This window comes from Alicyclobacillus sp. SO9 (assembly GCF_016406125.1).
Classification (GTDB): domain Bacteria; phylum Bacillota; class Bacilli; order Alicyclobacillales; family Alicyclobacillaceae; genus SO9.
Window position 1 is genome coordinate 1,024,286 of record NZ_CP066339.1, and the last position, 15,028, is coordinate 1,039,313.

The window sequence follows — 15,028 nt, forward strand, 5'->3', positions numbered from 1 at the left end:
GGGATCATCAAGTGGTAACGAAAGGGGCGGTGCAGGGTGAAAAAGCAACTGTTTATCAACGGTGAATGGGTCGAGGCCAGCAAGTACGTGGAACTGAAGTCACCTTATGACGGGTCCGTCATTGCAGAGATTCCCGAGGCTGTGCCGGAGGAAGTGGACCAGGCCATTGCTGCAGCTGATGCAGCACGGCAAGTCATGGCGAAAATGCCTGCTCATCAGCGGGCCAGCATTCTGGAGAAACTGGTTCATCTATTTGAAACCCGGGCAGATGAGGCAGCGGAGATTATCGCGACGGAAGCTGCTAAACCATTGAAAACCGCCAAGGGTGAAGTTGCCCGGACCATTCAGACCTATAAATTTGCAGCCGAAGAAGCGAAGCGTATCCACGGTGAGACGGTGCCTTTGGACGCAGCACCCGGCGGGGAAGGCCGCATGGGTTTCACAGTCCGTGAACCGTTGGGTGTCGTGGGGGCTATTACGCCCTTCAACTTCCCCATGAACCTAGTGGCTCATAAGGTTGGACCTGCCATTGCAACCGGGAACACCATTGTCCTGAAACCGGCCAACCAAACACCGCTGTCCGCATTTTTTCTGGCAGAACTTCTGGAAGAGGCCGGGTTGCCGAAAGGCGCACTGAATGTGGTGACAGGCAGAGGTTCTGTCGTCGGGGAGCAGATTGTGAAGGACAGTCGTGTCAGTATGATTACCTTCACAGGCAGCCCCGGTGTGGGCATCGGGATCCGCAACAAGGCTGGGTTGAAGCGTGTGACCTTGGAGCTTGGATCCAATTCGGCACTGATTGTGGATAACCATATTGACGTGGACAAAATCATCAATCGGTGTGTGACAGGCGCATTCTCATTCCAGGGCCAGGTGTGTATTTCGCTGCAGCGCATTTATGTGCACGAAGGTGTGTTTGATACTTTTGTGGAGCGGTTCAAGGAGGAGACGGCGAAACTGCAAGTGGGCAATCCCCTTGACCCTGGCACAGACGTTTCGGCCATGATTACCCGGGCCGATGTAGACCGGGCCATGGATTGGATTCGGGAAGCCCACGAAGGCGGAGCTGAAGTTGCCGCAGGGGGTGTAGGTGAGGACGGCATCTTGTATCCGACAGTCCTTCTTCACTCCGAGAACACCATGAAAGTGTGTTGTAACGAAGTGTTCGCACCGATTGTTTCGATTAACAAAGTGGCCTCTATCCAGGAAGCCATCGACAAGGTGAACGATTCCCGGTACGGGCTGCAGGCAGGTATTTATACCGACAATGTTCACACAGCATTCGACGCAGCGGAGCAACTGCATGTAGGAGGCGTGATGGTGAACGACATCCCGACATTTCGCGTGGACAACATGCCATACGGTGGAGTCAAGGAAAGCGGAACAGGCCGTGAAGGTGTGAAGTACGCTGTGGAAGAGATGACAGAACTGAAACTGGTCGTGTTTAACCGGAACTAGTTTGCAGGGCTGGAGTCTAAGGGAGTAAAGCAAAGTCGAGAGTTCTCATCATTGACGGGATGATTTGTGAACTCTCAATAGAAATGAGGAGAGCAAATGACGACAAGCAGCTTTCTGTTTGGTGAAATGACATGGCCGGAAATAAAGCAAGTCATAAAGGAAGACAGGGTGGCCGTGGTTCCAGTGGCCATGATTGAAGAGCATGGATATCATCTTCCTGTAAACACTGATCTTGTCTTGGCAGATGAAATTGCACGCAGAGCGGGAGAAAAGTCTCCAGGGGAAATAGTAGTGGTTCCTCCCATCATTCATGGGTATGCCCCTCATCAGATGGATTTTCCAGGCGTGATATCCATTACAGCAGAAACCTTTATTCGGTATGTTGTTGACGTGTGCAATAGCTTGGCCCACCAGGGTTTCAAAAGAATACTGCTCTTTAACGGGCACGGTAGTAACGTCTCGCTGTTGCAAGTAGCTGCGAGACAGACAATCCTAGCTTATCCAGATGTCATGTGTGCTGCTATCTCTCATTGGGACCTGAAGCCTGTTGTCGAAGTGGCCAACAAAAACAGGCGTTCCGAAAATCCGGGTGGTATCAATCATGCGGGCGAACTTGAGACTGCTATGTATCTCGCTATTAGGGACGATTTAGTTAAGATGGATCTGGCTAGACGGGATTTGGACAAGTACGAACAAGAAAAATACTTTTGGTTAGATCTCGTTGGAAGTGGTGATGGAAAACCGGTGGTAATGATGCCGTACTGGAGTTCCATTTCCGAAACAGGAGTGCTCGGGGACCCAACATGTGCTACCAAAGCGTTTGGTGAGATGCTGATGAATGCTGCCGTAGATGGATTAGTCGAATTCGTATCGATTTATAAGACGAGGAGCTACAACTCGCGAGTGAATCATCTCGAATAGGATGCCAAATATCAGTCCGTCCCCGTACAGGGGACGGCGAATTGTGTTCAATACGGAGACGAACTGGAACTCTACTATCAACTAAAACCAAGGGCTTACATGATGAAGAGACAAGATGCTCTGGCGACGGTCAGTGATTGGATGTAGACGGTCAGTGATTTGATGTAATTGAAAACTTCTCTTCCGACAGCAGGTGTTGGGGCCGTCTTCCGATGGAACTACGATTGAAGGTTCGAATTAAGGCATCCCTGTTCAAATAATTGTCCAGCGATGCCAAAATCATTCCCTCATCCAGTGCTAAATAAGAATGCGTTACAGTCGATGTATGAACATTGACAGAATCGTAAAATCCGTATTTGCCAAGCATATGATAGTTTGTCTTCAACTTATAAATATTTCTCAAAGCCTGCCTAGGCGCAAACTGAAGGGCAAGGAAGCTGGCATAAGGAGTAATGGTACCGTTTTCCTGGTAGGGAGGGTTTGCGCTCCCTAACTGTGGGATTCCAAACACGCCGTACCCGTCGTTTGGCAGAGCGGCTGGAGAAATCCCCCAGACGGGATAGTTCTTCGACTGAGCGTATTTGATTTGAAGTTGTACCATCCTCTTATCATTTAGACCAAGTGCCCGCGGCGCGAGCCCTTTTTCATTTAAGAACAGAGTTGGCATTAAAGACTCAAACATGCTGCCTCCCCAACTTGGGACATACTTAATTCCGTCCCAACTATAATGTCCTTCGAATACCTTAACACCATCGTAAGTGGCGTAGTATCCAACGGGTGTCTGCTGTTGCCAGGTCCATGATTTTGGAAGTGTCCGATACACCCCGAACCAGAGTTTACTGGGAAGGTTCCGTTTACCAATGGCGATGTAATCTGCAATCCTGGTTTCCGTATTGATGTTGCCGAAGGTATATCCCGTGGGCCCCTGACCAACCGTGTACCCGCCGTAGAGTTGGTTGAGTGATGTATCATAGAGCAAGGAAAAGTTCATTTGTTTTAGCATTCTTGTGAGCGGACGTTTAAATTGAGGAAAGGTTTTACTGTCGATGATTAATCCAGTATCCAGCCAAGCGACGTCTACAGTTGAGACAAACTTTTGACTCGGCTTACCGTTTGTTGTGCTGTACCAATCGTAAAAGAATCCCTTGTATTTTTGTAATGATTGTAGTTCCGAAAGAACTTTCGCAAGTCGTCTCGCAGCTTCTCTTTCATGAATGATGCCCAGGTTTTTGGCTGCTGCAATACTTACAAGGTACATCCCTATGTTGGTATCGTTCGTAGAGGTAGACAATTTTTGCCCAGTTGAAGTGATATCAATCCTGTCTGCGGGAAGCCCAGTAGGTGTCTGTGTAGCGCTTACATAGAAGTTCCATGTAGACTTGGCGACGTTATAGAGATTCAAGTTACGGTAAGAATCATGAGGGTTGCGAATGGCAGCCGCATCAACAACGTGGGGGGTGCCTGTTAAAGATAGCATTGAACCGACAAAGAGTGCTGCAAAAGCAGATTTCTTGCTCAACAATGTTTTCAACCGTATGGTCTTCTTCGAATGAATGGTATTCCTCAAACGCATATAGAGTCCTCCTTCGTATATTCTTTAAGGGTCCTGCCAAGGCCTCCTTTCCAGCCATAGGACAATCACTGATACAGAAATACGCGTTAAGTGAGCAAGGACAAGAATAGAAACGTTTCGATTTTTGGTCGACGGCATCATTAAATCCAGTGGCAGCAACTATTTCCTTTGGAACGACCTTGAATTTGCTACTTGAAACTAAAATAGTCTCCATTCTAAAGCTTTGTCAAGACTTATTTTACGTAATATACAGAAAATAATAAGAATTTCCTACGGTTTCAATTGACTGAAAGACTCTTGACAGCGCTTTCCTATCCCCTTATACTGAGTTCCATAAAACAAGCGAAACGTTTCGATGGAATTGTTTCAATATTACAAACTAGCAGTTTTGCGTATAGAAATTACAGTTGTTGTGATAGAGGATGGGGTACGGTGGCAACCATTAAAGATGTTGCAAAAAAGGCAAAAGTAGCGGTTTCGACGGCATCTTTGGCGTTACATCACGATAAGCGGGTCAAAGAAGAGACACGTCAACGCGTACTCGAGGCTGCTCAGGAGTTGCAGTATCGTCCGAACGGTATTGCGCGGGATTTAAAAACAAGAAAGACGGAAACGATTTGTGTCCTGCTTCATGACTTGGGCGGTCCGTTCTACTCCGAACTGCTTCAGGGTGTACAGGATGTCGCTGCCGAAAACGGATACAACACAATTGCAAGCGGATCTACGGGCGGCAAGCACGGAGCCGGAGCCAGGCTTTTGCTGGAACGGCGTGTTGACGGTGTTATCGTTCTTGCACAAGATGTAGACGATGAAATGATTTTGAGGGCTGCAGGTAATGACCTTCCAGTTGTGGTGTTGGACCGTGAATTGATTTCAAAAAACATCTTTACTGTTCGTGTAGATAATGTGCACGGAGGTTATGAAGCAACCAAACATCTACTTGACGAAGGGTATAGGAGAATTGCTTTTGTCAGTGGGCCTGCGGATTCTCTGGACTCCGATGAAAGATATGAAGGCTACTTAAAGGCGATGGGAGAGTACGCAGTCGACGAGTCGAAACGCATCACGTATAACGGACGATTTACGGAAGAAGGAGGGTACTCAGTGGGGCGTGTGATTGCTACCAACCGTCAACTGCCTGAAGCGGTTTTTGCAGCTAACGATGAGATGGCAGTTGGATTACTGAAAGCGTTTCAAGATAAGGGGATTGCTGTTCCGGAGGACGTTGCTGTTGTCGGTTTTGACAACATCAGAATTTCGGAGTACGTCCGTCCTGCATTGTCAACGATAAAGCAGCCAATGTATGAAATGGGTGCAGTATCTGCCCAACTTCTATTTCAGGCCATGAACAATTCTCTAGAATTAGAGCCTGTGCTGTTGCGGACTGAGCTGGTAGTTCGTCAGTCTTCTCGAAAGGGGGGGCGACAGTAATGAGATGGTCTCTGGCGCACTCCCGTTGAGGTTAGCCGTGCCGGCACGAGTGTGATTCTGATATTCAAGTGTGGAGATTGAGGGCGTTAGCGCAGAAAATTAGTATTCAAAATATTTGGGACAATGGGGGTTTAGCCTTGAAATCTAAGACGATTAAAGTCAGCGGTGTACTACTGTCGACGGGTTTATCAGTTGTGCTGCTTGCCGGGTGCAGCACTGGGGCATCGGCCAATAGCACAGCATCCAATAGCACCGGCTCTAATTCAAACGGCAGCAGCGGGAGCTCAAAACTTGTTATCGGAGTGGATAATGGTTCTCCTACTTTTACTGATAATTTTAATCCACTGGCTCCCAGTAAGCGCCAAGGTACCAGTTACATCTATGAACCACTGTTTTATATTAGTAGTCTCAGCGGAAAAGTTACACCGTGGTTGGCGACGAGTTATACCTGGAAAAGCAACAAACAACTCGTTATGAAAATCCGTCAGGGAGTGAAATGGAATGACGGTAAGCCTTTCACAGCGAAAGATGTTGCCTTCACTTTTAATTACATGAAACAGCACCCAGCCTTGGACTGGCAAGGGCTATGGAAGAAGCTAAGCAGTGTGACGGCTAACGGCAGTCAAGTGGTGTTCAAATTAAAGAAACCGGACGGACAGATATTTGACCAGCTTGCGAGTACTATCATCATTCCTCAGCATATCTGGGCATCAGTCCAAAATCCCGCAAAACGTGTAGTCAAGCATCCGGTCGCAACGGGTCCATATATGGTTTCCAAGTTTACACCTTATCAATATACGTTAAAGAAGAATCCAAGCTATTGGCAAGCAAACAAGGTACAGGTTAAGACGCTGGAGTTTCCGGTTCTCGGCAGTTCCCAGACGGCATCACTGAAGCTGTCATCAGGCAAATGGGACTGGGGCACTGTTTTTATGCCCAATGTAAAGAAAACTTTCGTAAATCGGGATCCAAAGTTCAACCATTATTGGTTCCCTTCAGGCGGTGTTATTTCCCTGTCTCTGAATCTAACAAAAAAACCGTTTGACAATCTGGCATTCAGGAAGGCCATTGCATACGCAATCAACCGCAAGAAGATTGCGTCTCAGGCTGAAGATGGTTATGTAAAGACGGCAAATCAAACTGGTTTGTTACCGGGCCAAAAGAAATGGCTCGACAGTTCGTTACCGAACAACGCTTCTTATACCTATAATTTGCAAAAAGCGAAAACTATGCTCTCAAATGCGGGATACAAGGAAAATTCGAAAGGTCAGTTGTTGAACAAGTCCGGTCAACCAATATCATTTAAGATTGAAGTTCCAAACGGCTGGTCGGATTGGATTGAAACAGCTCAAATTATTAGAAGTGATTTAAAGAAGGTTGGCATCACAGTCCAAGTGTCTACACCACAGTATGGTGCCTATAATTCCAGTATGAGCACAGGACAATACGACGGTGCTCTGGTGGGAATTGGAGGAGGATCCAATCCGTTTAACATGTACAATCAGTTGCTTAGCAGCAAGTTCTATAAACCCCCAGGAAAAACAGCCAGTGCTAATACCGAGCGGTTCAAGAGTCAAGCAGCCAATCAGATTTTGAACAAATGGCTGGTTTCTATTAAACCGCAAACAGACATGAAATACGCACACCAGATGGAAAGTGTCATGTACAACCAACTTCCCGTTATCACACTGTTCTACGGTGCTACGTGGAGTGAGTACAGTACGAAAAACTTCATTAACTGGCCCAGTGCTAAAAATCCCTATGCCAGTCCAGCTCCTTACGGTCAATCGCCCCTCATGATTTTAACGCACTTAAAACCAAGAGCTTAATCCAGATAAGTGTGCTTACCTGGTAGAACTCATCTGCCAGGTAAGCCGTCAGCAGAGTAGGGGGATTGATATGCGCTATTTCTTGCGAAAGATTGGATTTCTCGTATTAACTACGTGGATAGCACTTTCTCTGAACTTTATCCTGCCTCGTTTAATGCCTGGTAATCCCGCTCAAGCGATGTTAGCAAAATATGCGCAACAGGGGACTTTGACGCCCACACAAGAGCATGCTATGGAACTTATGCTGGGGTTACCTACCGGTTCCGTATGGAACCAATATGTTCAGTATTTGGGCGACATTCTTCATGGGAACTTTGGCATCTCTTATTCGTTTTACCCCGAAAAAGTTCTCACAGTCATTATGCAGGCACTACCTTGGACACTTACTCTGGTTGGGCTCGTTACAATCATTCAATTCGTTTTTGGAACCCTTCTCGGGATTTATGTTGCATGGCATCGGGGGAAGAAGTTTGATTCTATAGCAACGGTTCTGTTTTCGTTCACTTCTGCCATCCCTTATTTTTGGATAGCTCTAGCGTTTATCTATTTTTTCGGTTTTGTGGTGCATTGGTTTCCAATTTCAGGTGGATACAACGGTGCTTTTTCACCTTCATTTAATGGGTCGTTTATTGGAAGTGCTGTCTATCACAGCATCCTCCCTGCTTTTACGATTTTTATTACTGGTATTGGCGGTTCGTTGCTTGGAATGCGCAACAACATGATTAACACGCTCGGTGAAGATTACATCCTGCTTGGAAGAGCCAAGGGCCTGCCAAGTTTCGTGATTGCAACAGGGTATGCCGCTAGAAATGCATTACTGCCAATTGTAACGAATTTCGCGATGTCGCTTGGCGGAATTGTGGGTGGGTCACTGCTGATGGAGGTAGCGTTTGCGTATCCAGGTATGGGGTATTTAATGGACACGGCTGTGACAAATCAGGACTATCCGTTGCTACAGGCATTGTTTTTGTTCATTACAATCAGTGTGTTAATCGCGAACTTTATTGCAGACCTGGCGTATGGGTTTCTCGATCCTCGTGTTCGAAGGGGGCTTGCCCGATGACGGCGCTTGAGCTAGGCAGAGATAAGAAGCCGGCGACTGATACGGACAAACAGCAAAAACAACCCGGTTTCATTCGGTTGTTATGGGCGAATCGGAAGGCCCGTATCGGAATGGCTCTCTTGGCTGTATTTATTCTCATGGCTGTATTTGGACCTTTGGTAGCACCCTATTCAATTCACGATACCAACTTTCCTGTCTCGCAAAATCCAAGTGCTGCACACTGGTTGGGGACGACTCAGCGAGGACAAGATGTCTTTACCCAACTGCTATACGGCTCTCGGGTTTCAATGTTTGTCGGATTCGTCGCGGGGTTAATCACGATTATGATTGCGATTCTGGTGGGCTTTTTTGCAGCTTACTACCGTGGCATCACAGATGACGTGTTGTCCCTTGTTATCAACGTAGTGCTGGTGCTTCCGGGACTGCCCCTAATGATTTTAATTGCGACATACATTCCTACTCATGGAATTTGGGAAATCATCGGTGTCATGTCCATTACTGGATGGGCATTTGGGGGAAGGTCCTTTCGGGCTCAAATCATGACAGTGGTGCAGCAGGACTATGTCATAGCGGCAAGATTTGCAGGGGAACGGGCTCCTCGCATCATCTTTCACGAAGTCTTGCCAAACATGTTTTCCTATGTCATTGCTCACTTCTTTGGAGCAGTGATTGGGTCTGTGCTCGGGGAAGCGGGTCTGGAGTTTCTTGGTCTCGGCAATCCCAGTATTACCAGTTGGGGGACCATGATTTATTGGGCTCAAAATGCGGATGCAATGCTAACCGGTCAGTGGGGGTGGATTCTCGCACCTGGGCTCTGTATTGCCTTAGTTGCTACGTCTCTGACGCTGATAAACTTTGGAATAGATGCCGTGGCAAATCCACGCCTCCAAGAGGAGTAGTGAACACATGATTGAAGTTGAAAACTTGTCAGTCACCTACAAGTCAAAGCATCGCGTACCTGTAACGGCTGTACGCAATGTCTCCTTTACGATTCACGACAATGAGTTTGTCGGACTCGTCGGTGAATCCGGATGTGGGAAGTCAACCCTTGGTTATGCGATGGCCAATCTCCTAGACGACGTACATCACGATATTAAGGGGCGAGTATTGCTCGACGGTACTGATTTACTATCGTTGCCTGAGAAAAAAATGAGGCTGCTGCGCTGGGCTAAAATTGCCGTCGTACTCCAAGGCGGAATGAATGCATTCAACCCTGTTATTAAATTAAAGCATCAATTTATGGACGGCATGAAGGCGCACACCAAGATGACGAAAGCAGAGATGGGTCATCGAATCACATCTCTACTCGAACTGGTCAAGCTTGAACCAGAAGTCGCTGACATGTACCCCCATGAACTGTCAGGGGGGATGAAGCAGCGTGCAGCAATTGCGTTAGCACTGAGTCTGAATCCGGAAGTCATTATTATGGATGAGCCTACAACTGCTTTGGATGTGGTCGTTCAACACTCTATTGTCAACACCTTAACGAGTTTACAGCGGCAACTCAAGTTCTCCGTACTGTTTATCACCCATGACTTGGGAGTGGTTTTGGAAGCTGCAAATAAAATCATGGTCATGTACGCCGGACAAACAGTTGAACACAATTCTGCTGAAGAGATTCTTAAACACCCCAGACACCCTTACACTGAGGCACTGATGGGCTGTTATGTGGACCCTCAGTCGGATAACATACAACTCTCAGGAATTCCTGGTGCGCCGCCTGATTTGTCCTTGGCCTTGTCGGGTTGTCCTTTTGCCCCGCGTTGTACAAAGGTTTTTGACACCTGTTTAACCGTCACGCCGCCGAACACAGAAACCACAGAGGGGTCTGTATTATGCCACTTATACAGTAAGGAGGGAGTGCCTCAGTCATGAGAAAAATCGTGTCAGAAGCTAAAGGCAGTGAACACCTCCCTCTGATGTCCTTTGAAAATGTGTCAAAAGTGTTCAGTCGGCGTCGAGGCAAACAAACTGTCGCAGTAAATGAGGCCTCATTTGAACTTCATGCGGGCAGCATTACCGCGTTGGTTGGAGAAAGCGGCAGTGGAAAATCAACCATTGGGAAACTGGTAACAGGCGTAGAAAAGCCGAGTGCTGGCTCTATTGTGTTTGAGAATACTCAGGTCCACACGCTAAAGTCCAGAAATTTGAGGTCGTATTGGCGGCACGTTCAAATGATTTTTCAAGACCCATTTGCCTCTTTAAATCCGCATAGTACAGTGCTCTACACCATCATGCGCCCCCTTGTTAATCATCGGGGTCTCACTGAAAAACAAGCAAGACAACGAGCTTTGGAAATTATGAACCTGGTTCGTTTGGTGCCAACCAATCAATTCGCAGAGAAGCGGCCTCATCAACTTTCAGGGGGCCAAAGGCAACGATTGGTGATTGCGCGTGCCATTGCAGTTGAACCAGAACTCGTAGTCGCTGATGAGCCCGTCTCCATGCTGGATGTTTCGATTCGTTCCGACATTTTGTACTTAATTGATGATTTGCGTAAGCGTACCGGTATGTCTGTACTGTACATTACCCACGATTTGCTGAGCGCCCGTGTGCTGGCAGATGAAGTTCTTGTTCTGTACAAAGGTCATATTGTTGAGCGGGGATCTGCTGATGCTGTGATTCGAAACCCGCGTCATCCATACACCCGCCTGCTGTTGGAGGCCATCCCTAACCCATGGCGGCATCGCCATGAGGATGGAACTGACACCAATGAGCACAGCAATGACGCAGCCAACGAACACAGCAATGACGCAACCAACGAACAGAGCAGAAGCGGCGCAAAAATGAAGGGGTCAAAAGCGGACCGGATATCGGAGCATGTATCTGATGTCGCTGCATGTCCGTTTCATCAACGATGTGAACTGGCCACGGACAAGTGTCGAACGGAAAAACCGGGTCTGTCCGGGGATAGCAACCATCAATCTGCATGCTTCTATATGTGATTCGCCTGATTCGAATATCTGTATGATTTTCAAACTATCAGTGACATGGGGGACCTACTATTGATTCAACTAGAGAACCATCATTTTCGTATTAACGGACAGAAGACGTTTTTATATGGAGCCGAGTTTCACTATTTCCGAGCCAATCCCGAGGTTTGGCAGGAGCGACTCAATCAAATCAAAGAGGCTGGATTTAACCTTGTCAGTACTTATGTGCCGTGGCTTTGGCACGAGTTTGAAGAGAATCATTTCGACTTTACCGGACGTACCCATAAACGCAGAAATCTTGAAAAGTTTTTATCCCTCTGCAACGAGTTGGGGCTGTACTGCATTGTCAGACCAGGTCCCTATGTCATGTCTGAACTGAAACATGAAGGCATCCCTTCGTGGCTGCTTCATCATTATCCTGAAACATTGGCGCTCGATAAGAGCGGGAATCCTCATCCTACGAGGGTCGTGTCGTACCTTCACCCCATCTTTCTCCGCTTGGCGCAGCGCTGGTATGAGCGTGTTTGCCATGTGATACGACCCTATCTTATTACCAACGAAGGTTCAGTTATTATGTTTCAACTGGATAATGAAATTGGCATGCTACACTGGGTGACGAATACACCGGATTACAGCCGAGTCAGTGTGGACGGCTTTTCTGCATATCTACAGGACAGATACCACAACATCGTTGAAGCAAACACCGTTTTTTCAACAACGGCAGCAAGTTTTACAGAACTCACGCATCAACTGGTTTACGATGGCACAAGCCCTTTGCAAACGCACTGGGTTTGGGGAGAGTATCGCAGGCATTTCGCGGTTCGCTATGTGGAGAGGTTAAAAGAAGCCGCTGTAAACGCCGGAATTGATGTCCCGTTTATCGTAAATGTCCACGGATTTAAGGATTTCTCCATTTACAGCCGTGGAACGGACTATCCAATTGGCTTGTCACAACTGCGAGACGTGTCCGACCTTGATGATGTTGTCATCGCAGGTGACTTTTATCCTGGAAAAATTAGCTACGATAATTTCCACGATCTCGTTATCAGCTCGGTATTAACAGAATCCATTTCGCGACCGGAGCAACCGCTGTTTTCCGCGGAGTTTCAATCTGGGCGCTTGGCTGATAGACCCAGAGTGCAGCCACAGGATTTGGAGCTCATCACTCGTATATGCGTATCCCAAGGCATGAATGCTTTGAACTACTATATGTTCGCCGGAGGAGACAACCCCGAGGGTATTGGTATTTTTGGCAGGCGTCACGAATGGCAAGCTCCCATTGCTTCGAATGGTCAACTGGGACCGTCCTATCATCGCGCCAAATACCTTGGGGAAGTATTCAATACCTTTAAAAGTGAGCTTGCCTCAGCGAATAAATTAGTTGACCTTGCTATTGGGTTTTATAGTCCCTACTACATGACCGAAACTACTGACCGCGACATTGAGGATGTCAGGGAAGTGATTCAGACCATTGAAGCAGAGCGAGAACAATTCCATTTTGACGGCGTGTGGAGACTTTTATCCGCAACAAGCACTTCGTATAACGCGGTTGAGATTCAGAAGAGTTCGGTAACACCGAAACTCTACCCCATCCTCTGGGTCGCATCCACTCGATACATGGATAGACGGACACAGATGAAGTTAGTGGATTATGTGAAACAGGGTGGACAATTAATTGTGGGGCCAGAAGTTCCGCACTTGGACTTAGCAAGCAAACCTTGCTCCATTTTAGTTGATGCTATTGGAGCACAGGTGATTGGAAAACACTTTGCAGAGACTGTGACGGCTTTCGGCGTCGAGGACGTGTTTTGTCCGTACTATAGTGCCTATGACATTCCGCCGGATGCAGAAGCATGCATTGTAGGACATGAAAATGAGGGCGAGAAGTCACGAGTAGCAGGGTTTATTCGCGGCATCGGGAGGGGACGTGTGATGGTTGTGGGCGCCGCTTTTACGCATCAGTACAACTATTACACGGAAGTCATAACCAAACTGCGCGAGAGATTTGGAATTGAACGAGCAGTCCATACTGAAAACCCCAACCTATTCGTCACTGAGCGTCGGGGAGCGGACGGAACCTTTGTATCGCTTATCAATGCAGATGATCTCAATCATTCCACTGTGATTTACCGCAATGGCAAACAAGCTTTTTCCGGAGCGCAGATCCATGTGTGTGGGAGAAGCGGCAAATTGCTGCCTGTTGATATCCCGTTGGCATCACAACTTGTCCTCGAGTACTCGACTTTGGAGGTTGTCGAGATGAAACGTTCAAGGAGGGAGGTATCTATCACGCTGCACATACCGGCAAATGAATCGGGACAGTTATGTCTGAACAGAGCAACAAATCAGTGGAAATGTATCGACTCAGAAACTACGTTAAGGTCTAATTTGACGGATAAAAACCGAGATTTACACGACATCGAGGGACAACGGACAGCCAGGCGATTAAGAATCGTCTATGCTTTGGAACCTGTTTACAACGCGTAGGATGTACAACGCGTGAGGAGAAGCCTAGGCGGTGACATCGGGATTGTATCTCGGGTCACCGCCTTTTTGTTGTTCATGTTGTTTTAAATAAATGGGCGTCAACCAGTTAAGGCACAGAGGCAGAGAAGAGTTTTCGCTGTTGTGCTTTAACACATACAAGCGTTTAAACTTTAAATCACATTCTTGTGAATTTTTGTTCAATTATATAGTTTACATATAAGGGGTGCCTACTTTTCGAAAGGAGGAATCAAGAGTGGACAACATTAAGCCGAGAGAGCAAATAGAGAAAATTGAAGCTTATTCACCTGGAACTCCCGTTGAGGAAGTCCAGAGACAGCTCGGATTAACCAAAGTTGTGAAACTGGCATCAAACGAGAATCCTTTCGGTTATTCACCATTGGCCGAACAAGCCATGATTGAAGAAGTACAAAAAATCAATATGTACCCAGAGGTAGCGCTGCCGCTGTTGGCCGGAAGCCTGGCAGAGAAACTGGGCGTTTCGCGGGAACAACTCTTCTTTGGAAACGGATCGGACGAAATCATCCGACTTTTAACAACAACCTATATCAACCAGAGCGACGAAGCCGTTATGGCGGATGTCACATTTCCTCGATACTACACTGACGTGCTGATAGGAGGAGGCACGCCGATAACAGTGCCGCTGGTTGAAGGTGTGCATGACTTGGAGGGCATGCTTGCGGCTGTACGTGCAAAAACGAAAATGGTATTTGTATGTAATCCCAATAATCCGACCGGAACAGTGGTTGGGAAGGAGCAACTGCTGCATTTTATCGAACGGATTCCTTCCCATGTGCTCATTGTCATTGATGAGGCCTACTACGAGTACGTCCATTCAACTGACTATCTGGAGACGGTTCCGCTTCTCGATAAGTATCCCAATTTGATTGTGCTGAGAACATTTTCAAAGATTTACGGACTGGCCGGATTGAGAGTTGGCTACGGTCTGATGAATCCAGAACTCGTTCAAAACCTCATGAGGGTCAAAGAGCCGTTTAATGTCAATAGAATGGCGCAAAGAGCGGCACTTGCATCTCTAAATGACGACAAATTTGTAGCGATGACAAGGGAAAGAAACGAGCAAGGGAAGCGCATCTACGAAAGAACATTTTCGGAACTAGGTCTGCCTTATTTCTCCTCCCAGGCTAACTTTGTGATGGTCGATGTAAAGCGGCCTGCAAAAATAGTTTACATGGACTTATTAAAACGCGGTGTGATTGTTAGGCCGGTAGGTTATCCCACCACGATTCGCGTCACGATTGGTAATGAAGAAGAGGTCGAGACGTTTGTACAAGCTTTAAAAATGTTGTAAGAG

Annotated in this window: 11 protein-coding genes; 10 read left to right on the forward strand and 1 reads right to left on the reverse strand. The window is 47.2% G+C overall.

What is annotated here, in order from left to right; all coding sequences use genetic code 11:
- The first annotated feature begins 36 nt into the window (after positions 1-36).
- Entirely contained in the window at positions 37-1,458 is a 1,422-nt protein-coding gene (locus GI364_RS04575; RefSeq protein ID WP_198852519.1) for an aldehyde dehydrogenase family protein, read from the forward strand.
- A gap of 96 nt (positions 1,459-1,554) precedes the next feature.
- Positions 1,555-2,379, forward strand: coding sequence for a creatininase family protein (locus GI364_RS04580; RefSeq protein ID WP_198852520.1), 825 nt, complete (start codon positions 1,555-1,557; stop codon positions 2,377-2,379).
- Positions 2,380-2,530: 151 nt separating this feature from the next.
- Here GI364_RS04580 and GI364_RS04585 read toward each other — a convergent pair whose 3' ends face one another.
- On the reverse strand, positions 2,531-3,952 hold the full coding sequence (locus GI364_RS04585; RefSeq protein WP_198852521.1) for a glucoamylase family protein: 1,422 nt from the start codon (positions 3,950-3,952) through the stop codon (positions 2,531-2,533).
- Between the two features lie 432 nt (positions 3,953-4,384).
- On the opposite strand from GI364_RS04585, the gene GI364_RS04590 reads away from it, so the two are divergent.
- The 8 genes from GI364_RS04590 to hisC all read left to right on the forward strand — a co-directional run bounded on the left by GI364_RS04590 (position 4,385) and on the right by hisC (position 15,025).
- Positions 4,385-5,383, forward strand: coding sequence for a LacI family DNA-binding transcriptional regulator (locus tag GI364_RS04590; RefSeq protein WP_198852522.1), 999 nt, complete (start codon positions 4,385-4,387; stop codon positions 5,381-5,383).
- Positions 5,384-5,520: 137 nt separating this feature from the next.
- Entirely contained in the window at positions 5,521-7,212 is a 1,692-nt protein-coding gene (locus GI364_RS04595) for an ABC transporter substrate-binding protein (RefSeq protein WP_198852523.1), read from the forward strand.
- Between the two features lie 70 nt (positions 7,213-7,282).
- Complete coding sequence (locus tag GI364_RS04600; protein ID WP_198852524.1) at positions 7,283-8,275, forward strand: ABC transporter permease; 993 nt, start codon at positions 7,283-7,285, stop codon at positions 8,273-8,275.
- On the forward strand, positions 8,272-9,174 hold the full coding sequence (locus GI364_RS04605; protein WP_198852525.1) for an ABC transporter permease: 903 nt from the start codon (positions 8,272-8,274) through the stop codon (positions 9,172-9,174). The genes GI364_RS04600 and GI364_RS04605 overlap by 4 nt, the downstream gene beginning before the upstream one ends.
- A 7-nt stretch (positions 9,175-9,181) precedes the next feature.
- Positions 9,182-10,150 (forward strand): ABC transporter ATP-binding protein, encoded by a 969-nt coding sequence (locus GI364_RS04610; protein ID WP_198852526.1) that lies wholly within the window; start codon positions 9,182-9,184, stop codon positions 10,148-10,150.
- Positions 10,147-11,220 (forward strand): ABC transporter ATP-binding protein, encoded by a 1,074-nt coding sequence (locus tag GI364_RS04615; protein WP_198852527.1) that lies wholly within the window; start codon positions 10,147-10,149, stop codon positions 11,218-11,220. Before GI364_RS04610 ends, GI364_RS04615 begins: the two co-directional genes overlap by 4 nt.
- 60 nt (positions 11,221-11,280) lie before the next feature.
- The gene (locus tag GI364_RS04620) at positions 11,281-13,695 is read left to right on the forward strand and encodes a beta-galactosidase (RefSeq protein ID WP_198852528.1); all 2,415 of its coding nucleotides are present in this window, start codon (positions 11,281-11,283) and stop codon (positions 13,693-13,695) included.
- Positions 13,696-13,948: 253 nt separating this feature from the next.
- Positions 13,949-15,025 (forward strand): histidinol-phosphate transaminase, encoded by a 1,077-nt coding sequence (gene hisC, locus GI364_RS04625; protein WP_233096009.1) that lies wholly within the window; start codon positions 13,949-13,951, stop codon positions 15,023-15,025.
- Positions 15,026-15,028: the final 3 nt, after the last annotated feature.